General features: G+C 70.7%; 15 protein-coding genes. 8 read left to right on the forward strand and 7 right to left on the reverse strand.

Annotation, left to right across the window (positions count from 1 at the left end; genetic code table 11):
• Positions 1-27: 27 nt before the first annotated feature.
• From LDL49_RS31540 to cysN, 4 genes are read left to right on the forward strand one after another with little or no spacing between them, the layout of a single operon-like run.
• Positions 28-1,380, forward strand: a complete 1,353-nt coding sequence (locus tag LDL49_RS31540) for a sugar transferase (RefSeq protein ID WP_225296551.1) — start codon at positions 28-30, stop codon at positions 1,378-1,380.
• Positions 1,380-2,156 (forward strand): 3'(2'),5'-bisphosphate nucleotidase CysQ, encoded by a 777-nt coding sequence (locus LDL49_RS31545; RefSeq protein ID WP_225296330.1) that lies wholly within the window; start codon positions 1,380-1,382, stop codon positions 2,154-2,156. The genes LDL49_RS31540 and LDL49_RS31545 overlap by 1 nt, the downstream gene beginning before the upstream one ends.
• An 18-nt stretch (positions 2,157-2,174) precedes the next feature.
• Positions 2,175-3,089 (forward strand): sulfate adenylyltransferase subunit CysD, encoded by a 915-nt coding sequence (gene cysD / locus LDL49_RS31550; RefSeq protein WP_225296332.1) that lies wholly within the window; start codon positions 2,175-2,177, stop codon positions 3,087-3,089.
• Positions 3,090-3,093: 4 nt separating this feature from the next.
• On the forward strand, positions 3,094-4,356 hold the full coding sequence (cysN, locus tag LDL49_RS31555) for a sulfate adenylyltransferase subunit CysN (RefSeq protein WP_225296334.1): 1,263 nt from the start codon (positions 3,094-3,096) through the stop codon (positions 4,354-4,356).
• On the opposite strand, the gene LDL49_RS31560 is transcribed toward cysN, so the two are convergent.
• Positions 4,263-5,300 (reverse strand): RNA-guided endonuclease TnpB family protein, encoded by a 1,038-nt coding sequence (locus tag LDL49_RS31560; protein ID WP_308016220.1) that lies wholly within the window; start codon positions 5,298-5,300, stop codon positions 4,263-4,265. The genes cysN and LDL49_RS31560 overlap by 94 nt on opposite strands.
• Here LDL49_RS31560 and LDL49_RS59870 point away from each other — a divergent pair.
• The 4 genes from LDL49_RS59870 (at position 5,224) to LDL49_RS31575 (ending at position 8,819) form a co-directional block, all read left to right on the forward strand.
• Entirely contained in the window at positions 5,224-5,421 is a 198-nt protein-coding gene (locus LDL49_RS59870) for a hypothetical protein (protein ID WP_308016217.1), read from the forward strand. The genes LDL49_RS31560 and LDL49_RS59870 overlap by 77 nt on opposite strands.
• Before the next feature lie 430 nt (positions 5,422-5,851).
• On the forward strand, positions 5,852-6,760 hold the full coding sequence (locus LDL49_RS31565) for a sulfotransferase (RefSeq protein WP_225296336.1): 909 nt from the start codon (positions 5,852-5,854) through the stop codon (positions 6,758-6,760).
• Between the two features lie 169 nt (positions 6,761-6,929).
• Entirely contained in the window at positions 6,930-7,850 is a 921-nt protein-coding gene (locus LDL49_RS31570) for a glycosyltransferase family 2 protein (RefSeq protein ID WP_225296338.1), read from the forward strand.
• A gap of 174 nt (positions 7,851-8,024) precedes the next feature.
• Positions 8,025-8,819 carry a WecB/TagA/CpsF family glycosyltransferase gene (locus LDL49_RS31575; RefSeq protein WP_225296340.1) on the forward strand — a complete coding sequence of 265 codons (795 nt, stop codon included), beginning with the start codon at positions 8,025-8,027 and terminating at the stop codon, positions 8,817-8,819.
• 68 nt (positions 8,820-8,887) lie between these two features.
• Here LDL49_RS31575 and LDL49_RS31580 read toward each other — a convergent pair whose 3' ends face one another.
• The 6 genes from LDL49_RS31580 to LDL49_RS31605 form a co-directional block, all read right to left on the reverse strand.
• Entirely contained in the window at positions 8,888-9,781 is an 894-nt protein-coding gene (locus LDL49_RS31580) for a sulfotransferase (RefSeq protein WP_225296341.1), read from the reverse strand.
• A gap of 103 nt (positions 9,782-9,884) precedes the next feature.
• Positions 9,885-11,165, reverse strand: a complete 1,281-nt coding sequence (locus tag LDL49_RS31585) for a lipopolysaccharide biosynthesis protein (RefSeq protein ID WP_225296344.1) — start codon at positions 11,163-11,165, stop codon at positions 9,885-9,887.
• A complete protein-coding gene (locus tag LDL49_RS31590) occupies positions 11,153-11,998 on the reverse strand; it encodes a sulfotransferase domain-containing protein (protein WP_225296553.1) in 846 nt (281 codons plus the stop codon). The genes LDL49_RS31585 and LDL49_RS31590 overlap by 13 nt, the downstream gene beginning before the upstream one ends.
• 5 nt (positions 11,999-12,003) lie before the next feature.
• Positions 12,004-12,909 carry a hypothetical protein gene (locus tag LDL49_RS31595; protein WP_225296346.1) on the reverse strand — a complete coding sequence of 302 codons (906 nt, stop codon included), beginning with the start codon at positions 12,907-12,909 and terminating at the stop codon, positions 12,004-12,006.
• Positions 12,906-14,183, reverse strand: coding sequence for an O-antigen ligase family protein (locus LDL49_RS31600; RefSeq protein ID WP_225296347.1), 1,278 nt, complete (start codon positions 14,181-14,183; stop codon positions 12,906-12,908). The genes LDL49_RS31595 and LDL49_RS31600 overlap by 4 nt, the downstream gene beginning before the upstream one ends.
• Positions 14,180-15,481: a YveK family protein gene (locus LDL49_RS31605; RefSeq protein ID WP_225296349.1), complete on the reverse strand. Its 1,302-nt coding sequence runs from the start codon at positions 15,479-15,481 to the stop codon at positions 14,180-14,182. Before LDL49_RS31605 ends, LDL49_RS31600 begins: the two co-directional genes overlap by 4 nt.
• Between the last annotated feature and the right edge of the window lie 258 nt (positions 15,482-15,739).

A 15,739-nucleotide genomic window follows, 5' to 3' on the forward strand; every position in this document is an offset into this window, starting at 1 on the left:
TGGATACGCGCCTACCGCGTTCGCACCATGCTCGGCGACTTCCTGTGCGCGGGGGCGGCGTCCGGCTTCGCGTTCTTCGTCAGGTTCGGCGGTTTCACCGCCTACTCCGCGCCGTACCTCATGGTCAGCGTGGCTCTGCCGGTGCTGTGGGTCTGCACGGTCGCCTTCAACCGGGCGTACGAGCCGCGCATGCTCGGCATCGGGCCCGAGGAGTTCCGCCGCGTCGTGCAGTGCGGCGTCGCGCTGACCGCCGCGACGGCCATCGGCTCCTACGTGACCAAGACCGACATCGCCCGCGGCTACGTGGTCCTCGCCCTGCCGCTCGTGACACTCCTCACTCTTTTCTGCAGGTACGCCCTGCGCTGCTCGCTCCACCGCCGCCGGGCCGCGGGCGCGTGCATGCGCAAGGTAGTGGCCGTCGGGCACGCCTCCGCGATCGCCGAGCTGGTCCATCTGTTCCGCAGGGAGCCCTATCACGGCATGGAGGTCGTGGCCGCCTGCCTGCCCGACGACGCGCCCGGCGAGCGGGTCGGGGAGGTGCCCGTCGCGGGCGGCTTCAGCGACGTGTCGATCGTGGTCGACCAGTCCGGCGCCGACACCGTGGCCGTGCTGGCCTGCCCCGAGATGGACGGTCAGGCGCTGCGGCGGCTGGCCTGGCGGCTGGAGCGCACCCGGACCGACCTGGTGGTCGCCCCGGCGCTGATGGACGTGGCCGGGCCGCGCACGATGATCCGGCCGGCCGCCGGGCTGCCGCTGCTGCACGTCGAGCACCCCGAGCTGGCGGGGGTCAGGCAGCTGGTCAAGAACGGCTTCGACCGGGTGGTGGCCGCCCTGCTGCTGGTGTGCCTGGCTCCGTTGCTGGGCGGGCTGGCGCTGGCCGTACGCGTGACCAGTCCCGGGGCGGCGCTGTTCAAGCAGATCAGGGTCGGCAAGGACGGCCGGCCCTTCATGATCGTGAAGTTCCGCACGATGCGGCGCGGTTCGGAGCAGCAGAAGATCACCCTCGTCAGCGACAGCGACGGTGTGCTGTTCAAGGTCCGCAACGACCCCCGGGTGACGCCGCTCGGCACGCTGATGCGGCGGCACTCGCTCGACGAGCTGCCGCAGCTCATCAACGTGGTGCTCGGGCACATGTCACTGGTCGGCCCGCGCCCGCCGCTGCCGGAAGAGGTCGCTCGCTACGGCGACGACGTCCGCCGGAGGCTGCTGGTCCGGCCGGGGCTGACCGGGCTGTGGCAAGTCAGCGGAAGATCCGACCTGTCCTGGGAGGAATCCGTCCGCCTCGACCTGCGTTACGTGGAGAACTGGTCTCTTATGTTGGATCTACAGATTCTTTGGAAAACCTGGTCGGCCGTCGCCCGCGGGCAAGGAGCTTATTGATGACGATTCGGGACGACCACGCCCTCGCCGCCGACCTGGCGACGGAGGCCGGCGAGCGGTTGCTGGAGGTTCGCAGGCGTTCCGGTTTCGCCGACGCGTCCGCGTTGCGGGCCGAGGGTGACCGTAGCGCGCACGTCTTCCTGATGGAGTCGCTGGCCCGGCTGCGGCCGAGCGACTGCGTGCTCTCCGAGGAGGCCACCCGCGAGGAACGCCTCGACCCGCGCAGGCAGAGCGCCTCACGGGTGTGGATCGTCGACCCGCTCGACGGCACCCGCGAGTTCTCCGAGGAGGGCCGGTCCGACTGGGCCGTCCACGTGGCGCTCTGGGAGCAGGGCGCGCTGAGAGCGGGGGCGGTGGCGCTGCCCGCCCAGGGCCGCACGCTCAACACCGCCGAGCCGCCCACGCTGCCCACCTTCGACCCCGCCGTCAACAAAGGCAGGTTCCGCATCGCGGTGAGCCGCACCAGGCCGCCCGAGTTCGTGCAGAAGCTGGCCTATCTGGTCGGCGCCGACCTCGTGCCGATCGGGTCGGCCGGAGCGAAGATCTCCGCTGTGCTCACCGGCGAGGTCGAGGCGTACGTGCACGCCGGAGGCCAGTACGAGTGGGATTCGGCCGCGCCCGTCGCCGTCGCGCAGGCGGCCGGGGCCCACGCCAGCCGCATCGACGGCTCGCCGCTGACCTACAACCAAGCCGACCCCTCACTACCGGATATCCTTGTTTCCCTACCGGACTTGGCGTCTGCCCTGCTCGCCGGGATTCGGGACCTGCATCGCTGAAGGCCGGAGGAAGCCCCTATGCTCCAGCGCGACTACACGACGTCGCAGCTCGACGTACTCGAAGCCGAGGCCATTCACATCATGCGTGAAGTGGCGGCGGAGTTCGAGCGCCCCTGTCTGCTCTTCTCGGGCGGTAAGGACTCCATCGTCATGCTGCGGATCGCCGAGAAGGCGTTCTGGCCGGCACCGATCCCGTTCCCGCTGATGCATGTCGACACCGGCCACAACTTCGACGAGGTCATCGAGTTCCGCGACCGCCGTTCCGAGGAGTTGGGCGCCCGCCTGATCGTGGCCAGCGTGCAGGATTCGATCGACGCCGGGCGCGTGGTCGAGGAGACGGGCCGCCGCGCCTCGCGCAACCGCCTGCAGACCACCACGCTGCTCGACGCGATCGAGGACCAGGAGTTCGACGCCGTCTTCGGCGGCGCCCGGCGCGACGAGGAGAAGGCCCGCGCCAAGGAGCGGGTGTTCTCCTTCCGCGACGACTTCGGCCAGTGGGACCCCAAGAACCAGCGCCCCGAGCTGTGGAACCTCTACAACGCCCGGATCCGCAAGGGCGAGCACATCCGGGTCTTCCCGCTGTCCAACTGGACCGAGCTCGACATCTGGGACTACATCCGGCGCGAGGGCATCGAGATCCCGTCCATCTACTTCTCCCACACCCGCAAGGTCTTCGAGCGTGACGGCATGCTGCTGCCCGACTCCGAGGTCGTCAAGCGGGGCGATGACGAGCCGCTGTTCGAGGCGGTGGTGCGCTATCGCACGGTGGGCGACATGACCTGCACCGGGGCCGTGCAGTCCACGGCCGCCACGGTGGAGGAGATCATCGAGGAGATCGCGGTCACCCGGATCACCGAGCGCGGGGCCACCAGGGCCGACGACCGCGCCTCGGAGGCCGCCATGGAGGATCGCAAGCGGGAAGGCTACTTCTAAACCCATGGACATTCTGCGTTTCGCCACGGCGGGAAGTGTCGACGACGGCAAGTCCACCCTGATCGGCCGCCTGCTCTTCGACTCCAAGGCGATCTTCGAGGACCAGCTGGAGGCGGTCGAGCGCACCTCGCGCGACCGCGGCACCGAATACACCGACCTGTCGCTGCTCACCGACGGCCTGCGGGCCGAGCGGGAGCAGGGCATCACGATCGACGTGGCCTACCGTTACTTCGCGACGCCGCGCCGCAAGTTCATCATCGCCGACACGCCCGGCCACATCCAGTACACCCGCAACATGGTCACCGGCGCCTCCACCGCCGACCTGGCGATCATCCTCATCGACGCGCGCAAGGGCGTCCTGGAGCAGTCGCGGCGGCACGCCTTCCTGACCACGCTCCTGCGGGTGCCCCACCTGGTCCTGGCCGTCAACAAGATGGACCTGGTCGACTACTCCGAGGAACGCTTCGAGGAGATCCGCGAGGAGTTCACGGCCTTCGCCTCGAAGCTCAACGTGGCCGACCTGACGTTCATCCCCATCTCGGCGCTCAACGGCGACAACGTGGTCTCCCGGTCCGAGAACATGCCCTGGTACCACGGCTCGTCCCTGCTGCACCACCTGGAGAACGTCCATATCGCCTCCGACCGCAACCTGGTCGACGTGCGCTTCCCCGTCCAATACGTGATCCGCCCGCAGCGGGCCACCGACCACGCCTTCCACGACTACCGCGGCTACGCGGGCCAGGTGGCGGGCGGCGTGCTCAAGCCCGGCGACGAGGTCGTCCACCTCCCCTCGGGCCTGGCCACCCGGATCGCCTCGATCGACACCTTCGACGGGCCGGTGGAGGAGGCGTTCCCGCCCATGTCGGTGACGCTCCGCTTCGAGGACGACATCGACATCTCGCGCGGCGACATGATCGCCCGGCCCAACAACCAGCCGCAGGTGGCGCAGGAGATCGACGCCATGATCTGCTGGATGGCCGACAGCGCCAAGCTGGCGCCGCGCTCCAAGCTCATGATCAAGCACACGACGCGGACGGCTCGGGCGCTCGTCCGCGACCTGCACTACCGGCTCGACGTCAACACGCTGCACCGCGACGAGACGGCCACCTCGCTGTCGCTCAACGAGATCGGACGGGTGTCGTTGCGGATCACCCAGCCGTTGTTCGTGGACGACTACTCGCGTAACCGGCTGACCGGTGGGTTCATCCTGGTGGACGAGGCCACGAACGGGACCGTCGGAGCCGGCATGATCATGGACCTGCGTTGACGCGCTCCCCGGGATGAATCCCGGGGATTCCGCCTGTGCCGCATGGTGTCATGCGGCATTTCGGTGGCTTCCTGCTTCGTCGGTCGTGCCCGGCGCTTGCGCGCTGGGTGTGGGGTCTTATCTGCCTCCACAGGCGTTTGGGGTCTCCGCTTCCCGCCCATCTCAGGTTCGGGTTTCCGTCCAGCGGCGACCTGCCGCCTCCCGGCGGCCAAGATGTTGATCGCGGCGTTCACATCCCGGTCATGCATCACGCCGCAGGCGCACACCCACTCCCGCACGTTCAGCGGCATCACCTGCGCCAGGTTCCCGCACGCCGAGCAGAGCTTGGAGGAGGGATGGAACCGGTCGATCCGGGCGAAGGTACGACCGTGGAGTTTCGCCTTGTACTCCAGTACGCCCACGAACGCCGACCAGCCCGCATCGTGCACGCTCTTGGCCAGCCGCGTACGGGCCAGCCCCTTGACCGCCAAGTCCTCCACATAGATCGCTTGGTTCTCGCGAACTATCCGCATAGAGGCCTGATGGTGGAACTCCCGGCGCGCATCGGCGACCTTCGCATGCTGCCGGGCCACCTTCATCCGGGCCTTGGCCCGGTTCGCCGATCCCTTCTCCTTGCGCGAGGACAGCTTCTGCAGGCGCTTGAGTTTCTTCTCGGCTCGGCGCAGAAACCGGGGCGAGTCGATCTTCCGGCCATCGGCCAGCACCGCGAAATGCCCCAACCCCAGATCGATACCGGTCTCCACCTCGATGCGGGGCAACGGCCGTTCGGCGACCTCGACCACGAACGAGGCGAAGTACCGGCCCGCCGCGTCTTTGATCACCGTCACACTGGACGGATCGGACGGCAGGCGGCGTGACCAGCGCACCGTGAGGTCACCGATCTTCGGCAGGGACAGTTTCCCGCCTGTCGCGATCGTGAACCGGGCGTTCCTGGTGAACCGGATCGCCTGCCGGTTGTCCCGTCGAGAGCGGAACCGGGGTGGCTCCTACTTCGCCGGATCCGCCGACGGTGCACCGTTGTCGATCGTGCGCCAGTACATCGAGCAGCAGAACCCACTGCTCTGAGCCCAGCGCCTCCCGGATCCGGACTGCCAGCGTCCTCTTGGGGAACGCTGCTCGCACCACCCGGGCGGTCAACTCCGGCACGTCCCGACCCGCCCAAGATTCTAACGACATGCCCGCTCTTTGCATCCGACCAGCAACTTGCAGTCACTACAACCATGCACGGCAAACAACTACGCTTCGACTCGATTGATGAATTGCTCAGCAGAGTCCTGAAGGGCGGAGCACTGCCGATGAACCCGGTAGCCGACCGGGTCGTGGCCGACGTCCAGCGGGCCGGGCGCCCGCGTCAGCGCGCCCATGGCTGAGGGCTTGGCTTGGCCCAGGTGGCTCGGGACCTTAGGTAGATCCTTTGTCGTTTCGCGGATGGGGTGATTACTCTCCGCGCTAGCCTCTCCACGTTCCGTATCCGTGACGTGAAGGCCATTCCCCCGTGACGCATCGTTCGACCGCCTTCCGGGTGGTCTACCTGGGCGGCCTCGGCCGTAGCGGCACCACGCTGCTCGAGAGACTGCTCGGCGAGATCCACGGCGTGGCACCCCTCGGCGAGGTCGTACACCTCTGGGCCCGAGGCGTGCTGGCCGGCGAGCCATGCGGCTGTGGCGAGCCCTTCCCCGCCTGCGCGTTCTGGCGCGAGGTCGGCGAGACCGCGTTCGGCGGATGGACACAGGACCTGGCCGAACGCGTCCTCACCCTGCGACACCGCGTCGATCGCACCCGCAGGATCCCCCGCCTCGCCCACCCGGAGCTCGCCGAGTACGCCGGCACCTACCAGCGCCTCTATGACGCCGCGGCCAAGACCGCCGGCGCGAGGACCGTGATCGACTCCGGCAAACACGCCTCCCTGGCCTTCTGCCTCGCGGCGGCCGGGGTGGACGTGCATGTGGTCCACGTGGTCAGAGACCCGCGGGCCGTCGCCCACTCCTGGCGCAAGACCGTCGAACGCCCCGAGGACGGCCGCCCGATGACCCGCTGGGGCTCCGCCCGCACAGCAGCCCACTGGACGGCCCAGAACCTCGCCCTGGACCTCCTCGCCACCCGCGGCGTCCCGGTGACGAGACTCCGCTACGAGGACCTCCTGGCCGACCCAGCGGCCGCTCTGGCGACATTGGCCGACATCCTGGGCCTGGACACGGCGCTGCCGTTCCTGACCGGCACGACCGCCCACCTGACCACCGCCCACACCGCGTCGGGCAATCCCATGCGCTTCACCGTCGGCCCGGTCGAACTGCGACGAGACGACTCGTGGCACTCCGGCCTCCCGCGCCACCACCGGCGCCTGGTGACGGCACTCACCTGGCCGCTCAGGTCCCGGTACGGCTATGGGGAGGCGGCGGCATGAACGGGTCTCGCGCGGTCGGGCCTCGGATGATCGGGTCCCGTGGGGCCGGGTCCCGTGCGGCCGAGCGTCATGTGATCGCGTCTCGTGCGGCCGAGCGTCGTGTGGTCGGGTCTCGTGAATTGGTCGCCGACGCCGCAGCGTGGGCCGTACCTCTGGAAGTGGGGGTCGCATGAGTGCGTCCGTCGGCGTGGTGATCCCCACTCGGGGCGACCGGCCCGAACAGCTGCGGGCAGCCGCCCAAGCCGTCCTGGCCCAGGACTACCCGGGCCGGATCTCGCTGGTCATCGTCGTCGACGGTGGCGATCCCGCCGCCGTCGCCGAGCAGGTGGCCGATGTGGTGACGCCGAGCGCCGCCACGAACGCCCGCCACCGCGTGCTCGTCCTGCCCAACGCCCTCAGCGCCGGGCTGCCGGGCGCGCGCAACACCGGCATCTCCGCGTGCGACACCGATGTGGTCGCCTTCTGCGACGACGACGACGTGTGGCTGCCGGGCAAGCTGGCCGCGCAGACGCAGGCGATCGAGGATGGCGCCGAGTTCGTCAGTTGCGGCATCGAGATCGAGTACGGCGTACGCCGGGTGCCGAGGCTCGCGGGCAGCGACACGGTCACGGCGGCCGACCTGGTGCGCTCGCGCATGGTGATGGTGCACTCGTCGACGTTCCTGTTCAAGCGTGGGGCCCTGTGGGTGGACGAGAGCGCCCCGGCCGGCCAGAACGAGGACTGGGACCTGGCCCTGCGCGCGGCCAAGCGGCATCCGATCGCGAATATCGATCGCCCACTTGTACGTATCCGTTGGGGCAATTCCCACTATGTCGCCTGCTGGGCCGACCGCATCGCCGGGCTGGAGTGGATGCTCGCCCGACACCCCGAACTGGCCGTGGATCCGCGCGGCGCGGCGCGGGTCTACGGCCAGCTCGCCTTCCACCACGCCGCGCTGGGGCGGCGTCGTGAGGCCGGTCGCTGGGCCCTGCGCACGTTCGCCGAGCGCATCGGCGAGCCACGCGCCCCGATCGCCCTCGCCGTCGCCGCGGGGCTCATCTCCGCGCCGGCGGTGCTCGCCCTGCTCCACGATCGAGGGCACGGCATTTGAACGCCGTCACGGCGGACGTGGTCACCGCAGGCGTGGTCACGGCGGGCGTCGTCACAGGGAGCTCCGGCGCGGGGTTCGGTGCGGGGAGTCCTGATGTCGACCCCGCCACACGGGGTCCGGATACCGGGGCTTGACACGGGTGAATTCACGGGGGCGTTGGGAGAGGGGCCGGGGATGGCTGGGGAGCGGGCGAGGCCGACGCGGGTGCTGGTCGGGGGGGTTGCCGTCGATCCGCTCACCGAGCGCCAGGTCGTCGAGCACGTGGACGGTGAGCTGGGCGCGGGCAGGGGCGGGCGGATCGTGACGCCGAACGTCGACATCTGCCGCGCCGTCGCGAAAGACGTCAAACTCCGTCACCTCGTCAACTCCGCGGACCTCGTCGTGGCCGACGGGATGCCGTTGGTGTGGGCGTCGCGGCTGCTCGGCACGCCGATACCCGAGCGGGTCACCGGGGCCGACCTGATCTGGTCGTTGAGCAAGCTGGCCGCTCGCCGAGGGTGGCCCGTCTACCTTCTGGGCGGCCCGCCGGGGGTGGCCGTGTCCGCCGCTCGTGAGCTCACCGCCTGCTATCCCACGCTTCAGGTCTGCGGAGTGGACGCGCCGCCCTACCGGTTCGAGAGTGGTGCCGGTGAGCGTGAGCGGGTGCGGCGGAAGGTCGTGGGGGCGGAGCCGAAGATGGTGTTCGTCGGGCTCGGGTTTCCGCGACAGGATCGGCTGATCGCGCGGCTGAGCCAGGATCTGCCGGGGGCGTGGTTCGTGGGATGCGGGTCGGCGATCGCGTTCGCCGCCGGTACGGTGCCCCGGGCGCCCGAGTGGATGCGGGGAGCGGGGCTGGAGTGGGCGTTCCGGCTGGTGAGCGAGCCCGGCCGGCTGGCCAGACGCTACCTGGTCGACGACCTGCCGTTCGCGGCCCGGCTGCTGGGCGACTGCCTGAGGGCACGGGCCTCGTCGGGAAGCGCACGCGAATAGGTCGCCTGCCGACGGTCGCGCTTCCTCGAGGACTCCTCCAGACCCGCCCAGACCCGTTCAGGCGCTCATCAAGCGGAAGTGAGCTCCCGTACGCGGGCCGCTTCCGCCCGGGTCAGGCCGAGGGTCGCCGTTTCGAGGGCGCGGCGCGAGTTCATGGGCCGGAAGGCCGTGCGTGACAGGCCCGACCAGGCGAAAGCGCTCCCTACTCCGGCGGGGGCCGTGCACGCTCGGGTGATGCGGCGCTCGGCCGCGGGTGACCAGGCGAGGCCCGCGTACGCGTACAGATGCCGGAAGCCCGGGACCGGGGCGGCGGCCAGTTCGTCGTAGGAGGTCAGCAGGATGCCGGGAGTGCGGGCGAGGATCGCCTGCGTGACCCGCCACAGCGCCGCCGCCTTGGCGATGCGGTCCTGGGAGCCGACCAGGGCGCGGAGGTCCAGGAGTTCGGGGTGGTCGCGGACGAGCAGGGGCTGTTCGAGGAGTTCGTGGAAGTAGACGGTCCAGCCCAGGCGTTGCCAGCTGGCCACGAACGCCACCGGGTCCCGGGACAGTGCGATCACCTTGCAGCCCAGCCGCGTGGCGAACCAGCCTGCCGAGAGCACCGCGAACGGGTCGTCGAGCAGGGCCCGCCGCCCCAGCAGGCGGCCGAGCGTGAAGGCCGTGCCGTAGCGGGTCATGCGGGCCAGATCGTACGGCGAGCGGTTGGTCCGCAGTTCGGCCAGGTAGCGGTAGCGAAGTGCGACCGTGTCCCGGAAGGCGGGCAGCCAGTCGGCGGCGTTGTCGTCGCAGATGTACTGGAACCGGTGGGTGACCTGGGCCCGCAGGACACCGGGACAGCGGCCGGGCGGGTGCTGGGGGTTGAGCGGCTCGTTGACGTAGACCAGGTCGCCCCCCGCCGCCAGCATCTTGCCCGTCCAGCTCGTGCCGCTCCTGGGCAGGCCCGTCACCAGGATGGGACCGCTCATGCCGCCACCGAGGAACGCGAGAAGCGAGCGCCTGCGGAGCGAAGGGTGGGGCCGGTCACACCGCGGTCCAAGGGCACGCGCGTGAGGCGCGGGGTGCGGCCGGTCACGCGGTGGTCCAGGAGCGGAAGCGGAGTGCGGGAAGGCTGTGGCGGCCGAAGGGGTGCAGGCCGTAGCGGTGGTGCAGTTGCCAGAGCGGGAGCAGGTTCTTGGCGATCATCCCGCCCGCCCAGCCGAGCACCGCCCCGAAGGCGCCGTGGGCCGGGATGAGTGCCACATCCAGCGCGACCGTGCAGGCGATGGCCGCCACCAGGTTGAGCAGGCTGGCCGTGGTGTGCCCGGCGGCGGTCAGGACGACGTCGACCATGCCGCACGCGGTGGCCATCATCATCGTGCCGGCCAGCACCAGCGCCACCGGCACGGCGGCGCCATAACCCGGCCCGAACAGGCGCAGCAGCCACGGCGCCAGAGCGGCGTACCCGAGCCAGATCGGCCAGGTGAGCAGCACCAGCCAGATCGTCGCCGCCTGGTACAGCTCCCGCGCCCGCGCCAGCTCGCCGTCGGCCAATGCCCTGACCAGGCGCGGTTGCACGGCCTGCGCCAGCCCCTGGTTGGCCAGCTGGCCGACGACCTTGAACCGGGTGGCGGCGGTGTAGACGGCCGCCTGGACCGGGCCGCCGAGCAGCGCGACGACCACGATGTCGAGCCGCTGGAACACCGCCTGGATGGCACCCGCCGCCGAGCGCGGCGCCGTGTAGCGCCACAGGTCGCGGCCGGTGCCCGGCAGGTACGGCGTACGCGGCAGCCGTTCGCGCAGCCGGATCGCGGCGAGCAGCGTCACCGGCAGGTACGGCAGCGCCCACGCGAGCGGCAGCCACTGCGGCCTGGCGGCGACGGCCGCCGCGGCGACGAGCAGGAGCTGGAGCGCCGGCAGCGCCATCCCGTCGAGCAGCACGGTGGGCCGCATGGCGCCGAAGCCGCGGGTGGCGGCGAGCAGGAGGTCGGCGGCGACCATCACGGGCAGGACCGCCGCCAGCAGGCCGAGTCGCGGGTAAAGGGCCGCTCCGCAAGCAGTGGCGAGCAGGATCGCCGGGACGAGAGCTGCCCGGATATATCCGGAAATGCCGTGGTGGTCGGCGGTCTGGGCGCGGGCGATGAAATAGATGAGGCCGTTGCCCGCGTCGAGCTTGGCCACGCCGGCCACCATGAGGGCCAAGGCGGTGGCGGTGAAGAAGGTGCCCGCCTGATGGGCGCTGAACGCCCTGGTGACCACCACGACCAGCAGAAACTGGGCCCCGGCGCTGATGACGGCCCCGGCGATGCCCGCGATGCCGCCCCTGGCCACCTGGCCGAGCGGCCCCGCCAGGCGAAAGGTCAGCGCCGCCACGACGGGTCACCGCCCAGCCAGCGGGCCAGCCGCGTGTCGTACACCTCGAAGTGGTCCCTGAGCCGCTGCCTGACCGCCTCGGGCAGCGGCCGGGGGAGTGGCCGTCCGTTGTGGCGTTCGAAAACCGGGTAGCCCAGGTGGGGCAGGCCGAGGAAGTCCAGGACCCGGTCGTACGCGCGTTCCGGCTCGGCGAAGAAGCGGTGGCTGTCGAGCACCAGGACGCGTTCGCGGCCGAACAGCGGCTCCAGCCGGTCGAGTTGCTCCGCGTAGCGCCCGCGCGCCAGGTAGGCGTGGTGGCGGTGCGCGTGGTGGACGGTGTGGGGCCGCTCGCGGATGCTCAGCTCGGCTCCCGCCAGCCGCCGCTCCTCCAGCTCCAGGGCCCGCTCGAAGTCGGACTCGGTCTCGTAGCCCCTGGCCAGCTCGTGGGCGTGCGCGGAGCACGCCCGCTCGACCGGGTCGCGCACCAGCACGATGAGCCTGACCCCGGGCAGGTCGGCCGCGATGCGCTCCCCGGCCAGCGGATGGAACAGGTAGTAGGGCGACGACTCGAACGCCTGCGGATGCGTGCCGTGGCGGCGGGCGAGCCGCGCGGCGGCCACCCGGAGCGGAAAGTGCCCCTGGTACCAGGGCAGGCCCCGCCCGTAGTCGGCGTCGAAGTAGTGGACGCCCTTGTGCAGCACCGGTTTGAGCAGTAGCGGGTGCCGCGCCAGAGCCCGGTACAGCGACGTGGTGCCGCACCGCTGCGCTCCGGCGATCAGGAACGACGGCAGCATCCGTACGCTCGAGGTGAACCTCCCGGTGGTCCGGGAGACGGACAGGACCGACTGCTTCATGGTGTTCACGTCAGCGGCTCCTGGTGATCGACGAGGGGGTTGAGCCATGTGTCCGGCGGCCCGAGGGGTTCGTGGCCGTCGGCGGCGTGCCGGTCGGCCAGCGCGATGAGGTAGTGCAGGGTCGTCCGCCTGGCCTCCGCGGCCGACAGCCCGAGCGGCGCGAGCACGGGTACGGCCTGCGCCAGGCAGGCCCGCGCGGCCGTGGCCGGGTCCATCCGCCGCAGCGCGCGCTGGAAGAAGTGGTGCACGGCGTCGAACCCGTAGGGCACGCCGACCGCGTAGCGCTCCCAGTCCCAGACGAGCAGCCGCCCGTCATCGGAAGGGGCGATGTTCCAGGGCGACAGGTCGCCGTGCCAGGCCGCTCCCTCGGTGCCGCCGGTGCCCGCGATCTCCTTGACGGCCTCGGTGAGCAGGGCGGCGGGGACCCGGCCGCGCCTGATCGGCAGCGGCGAGAGGGCCAGGACGGAGAACTCGCCCCACCGCTCGTGGCGCAGCACGGTCGGCGCGACGACCGTCTTGAGCGCCAGAGCACCCAGCTTCCTGAGCGTGGCGGCCTCGCCGTCGACCAGCTCGCGGGCGCGCGGGGTGTCGCCGACCTTCACGAAGGCCAGGCGGGAGCCCTCGCCGTACGCCTCCAGGATGGGTTTGCGGTTGGCCCGGCGGGCCGGCCGTACGTGGAGGACGGTCTCGACGGGAACGCCGAGGACGCCGCTCAGGTACGTCTCGATCGAGCCCTCGACCGGCACCATGACCGGACGGCCCAGCAGCCCGTGCCATCGGCGCCGGGGCGCCAGGCGGCGCGGCAGCAGCCGGTGCGGCAGCACGCTGTAGGCGCGCGGCGAGCCGGGGCCGGGGTAGAGCGACCGCACGGTCTGATCGAGGTAGCGCAGCCGCAGCTTCGCGTCGTTCACGCGGCCTCCCCGGTGTTACGCCACAGGAGGGCGAAGGAGATGAGGTAGAGGCTGAGCGGCGTGACCAGGCCGTCGTACACGAACATGTAGAGCAGCACGAGGATCATGACGAGCACACCCGCGAGCCCGATCGGGCTGCGGTCGGGCCAGTGGCGCCGGATCGCGCCCAGGAAGAACGCCACATAGAGCGCCGCGCCCGCGAAACCCTGGGTGATGATCAGCAGCCAGAGCTGACCGTCGCTGCCCAGCGGCGGATGGCCGCAGCCGCCGCACCACTCGGTCTTGCCGGTGGTGATCGTGCGGTGGTTGCCCATGGCGTTGCGGGTGTTGCCGTAGCCGATGATAGGCGAGTGCGTGGCCGCCGAGATGGTCGCCGACACGGTGAAGGCCCTGATGTCGTTGGAGTGCGGATTGTCCAGGCGCTGGCCGACCAGCGAGGCGAGCGGGCTGAGCGCGAACACCAGCGTCGCCGCCACCGCCGTAACGCACAGGGCCAGCCTGGTGCGTCCGCCGACCCGGACGACCAGGTAGAGCCCGGCCAGCCCGAGGCCGATCCAGAGGCCGCGGTTGAGCGAGTAGACGATCGGGATGGCGGCCACGGCGGTCAACGAGATGGCCACCGCCTTGCGACCGCCCCCGCCGTAGACCCACCAGCCGACCACGAACCAGATGAGCAGCACCGACACGTTGCTGCCCCACGCGTTGGCCCACTCGAACGGCGCCTCGGGGCGCGGCGAGGCGTAGCCGAGCACCTTCTGAGTTTGGGCGGCCGTGGGGTGGATGAGGTTCTGGACGAAGGCGTTGTCGCTGATCCCTCTAGGCAGCACCATCTCCACCGGCGAGGTGAACTCCAGCCGGGGGAAGAACACGCCGAGCAGCCCGCCCGCCACGGTCGTGACGAACAGCACCCCGAGCATCCGTACGAGCCTGAGCTGCGGTAGCTCCCGCTCGGTCAGGTTGCCCAGGTAGAGCACCATGATCAAGAGCGCCGCGTAGAGCGCGAACCGGATGAGGTAGCCGATGACCCGCCCGGCGTTGAACGCCCCGTACGTGTCGGGCGGCATGTCGGCCAGCATCAGCGCACTCACCGCGTAACCGGCCAGGAGCAGCAGCCACAGCCCGAACCCGCGCGGCACCCGGATCGGCCGGCGCCGCCAGAGCACGACGGCCATGGGCACCGCCAGGACGATCACCGACAGGCCGCCGAAGCCGAGCGCCCACCACACGGGATAGCCGATGAGGAGCGCGCCGATCGGCCACGCCGGACCTCTCATGCCGAGGAGCCCGGCGGGCGGGGGAGCGAGGTCATGGGAGCCGCCTCGGCGGACTGGCCGGGCTCCAGCTCGCCGCTGGCGACCAGCTTGCCGAGCGGGTTGCCGTCGATCGGCTCGGGTCGCGGGGTCAGGTCCGTCGTGGTCACCACACCGATGATCGGTACGTTGTGCCTGCCCAGATGGCGTACGGCGGCGGCCACCTGTGTCGAGGTGGCCCGGCGGAGCCCCACCAGCAGCAAGGCCGCGTCGGCCCGGGCCAGGTCGCCCACGTCGGAGCCGGTCAGCAACGACAGCGGGGCGGTGCATGCCAGCGGCACGACCACCGGCGTCGCGCCCAGCTCGGCCGGGATCGCCCTGACCAGCAGCCGCTTGCCCGGGCAGGCGGCGATCACGGCCGAGGCCAGGTCGTGCGGCACGCCCCGGCGGAGCGGGTCCGACAGGTCGCCGAGCACGGGCAGCCCGGTCAGCCGCTCGACGTCGGCGGCGGTGCGCAACCGGGTGTCGAGCCGGTCGCGGGCGTAGGCGGTGGCCGTGCCGAGGAGCAGGCCCATCATGAGCCCGGTGCCGAGGTAGAGCGGCAGGCTGGGCGAGCTCGGCACGGCCGGCGGCGTGGCCTGGCTGATGACCGACCCGGGAGTGATGGCGACGGTACGCAGCGCGTCGTACTTGAGCGTGAGGCTGTAGGCCTGCCGGTTGAGCACGCTCTGCCGGTGCGCCGCGATGGTGTGCTCGATGGTGCCCTTGCCCGCCAGGGCGAGCTCCTTGATCACGGCGTCGAGCGCGGTGTTGACCTGCTTGAGCTTGACCAGCATCGCCTTCTGCTGCGCGGTCATCGTCGCCTGCGCGCTCTCGGTGCGGTTGGCCAAGTACGCCTGCGCGTACGCCCGCGACTGGGCCGCCGCCACGGCGGGGTCGGTGGCGGTGACGGAGATCCACAGCACGGCCGAGTTGGGCGGCACCGAGACCTCGACGGGCTCGGGCGTGCCCGTCTTGAGCTCCTTGGCGGCCTTGGCGGCCACCACGGACGACTGCGCGATCTGCGCCTCGGTGTCGAGGTTGAGCGGCTCGCGCTGCCGGTTGGTCACCTGGTTGCCCTGGTTCTGGACGCCCACGGGCGCGACCAGGACCTGGGTGGTCGCGGTGTAGGCGGCCGGGGTGATCCGCAGCAGCGCCAGCCCCGCCGTGCCGCCGGCCAGCAGGAACCCCAGGAAGAACAGCCAGCGCCGGCGCACCAGCGACAGGTGGTCCGCCAGGTCGGTGGCGTGGCGGCGGCCCGGGAAGTCCGGCGACAGGCTCATTGGAGCGGATCTCCTTCGAGTGTGTGCGCGGTGTCGCCGATCGGCGACTGTGCGTCACAAGTCGCGGCGTCCGCCCACTATAGGCCGGACAGATATTACCCAGGCTGAATCCAGAAGATTTTCTCTGATACGGCCAGCAATTCGCCCCACGATAGCCCGAAATAATATGAAATTGAGGGCCGGTCGGATGCTGGCTGAGCTGGCGATACACCCGCTCCGGCTGAAGTTCTGGGAATGGCATGGCATGGTTCAGGTTTG

The organism is Nonomuraea aurantiaca (genome assembly GCF_020215705.1).
Classification (GTDB): Bacteria; Actinomycetota; Actinomycetes; order Streptosporangiales; family Streptosporangiaceae; genus Nonomuraea; species Nonomuraea aurantiaca.

What these genes read in the sequence shown, in the direction of transcription:
- LDL49_RS31605 (WP_225296349.1), bottom strand. Translation starts at nt 15,481, where the DNA reads ATGAGCCTGTCGCCGGACTTCCCGGGCCGCCGCCACGCCACCGACCTG.
- LDL49_RS31575 (WP_225296340.1), top strand. Translation starts at nt 8,025, where the DNA reads ATGGCTGGGGAGCGGGCGAGGCCGACGCGGGTGCTGGTCGGGGGGGTT.
- LDL49_RS31600 (WP_225296347.1), bottom strand. Translation starts at nt 14,183, where the DNA reads ATGAGAGGTCCGGCGTGGCCGATCGGCGCGCTCCTCATCGGCTATCCC.
- LDL49_RS31580 (WP_225296341.1), bottom strand. Translation starts at nt 9,781, where the DNA reads ATGAGCGGTCCCATCCTGGTGACGGGCCTGCCCAGGAGCGGCACGAGC.
- LDL49_RS31570 (WP_225296338.1), top strand. Translation starts at nt 6,930, where the DNA reads ATGAGTGCGTCCGTCGGCGTGGTGATCCCCACTCGGGGCGACCGGCCC.
- LDL49_RS31545 (WP_225296330.1), top strand. Translation starts at nt 1,380, where the DNA reads ATGACGATTCGGGACGACCACGCCCTCGCCGCCGACCTGGCGACGGAG.
- LDL49_RS31590 (WP_225296553.1), bottom strand. Translation starts at nt 11,998, where the DNA reads ATGAAGCAGTCGGTCCTGTCCGTCTCCCGGACCACCGGGAGGTTCACC.
- cysD (WP_225296332.1), top strand. Translation starts at nt 2,175, where the DNA reads ATGCTCCAGCGCGACTACACGACGTCGCAGCTCGACGTACTCGAAGCC.
- LDL49_RS31540 (WP_225296551.1), top strand. Translation starts at nt 28, where the DNA reads ATGCTCGGCGACTTCCTGTGCGCGGGGGCGGCGTCCGGCTTCGCGTTC.
- cysN (WP_225296334.1), top strand. Translation starts at nt 3,094, where the DNA reads ATGGACATTCTGCGTTTCGCCACGGCGGGAAGTGTCGACGACGGCAAG.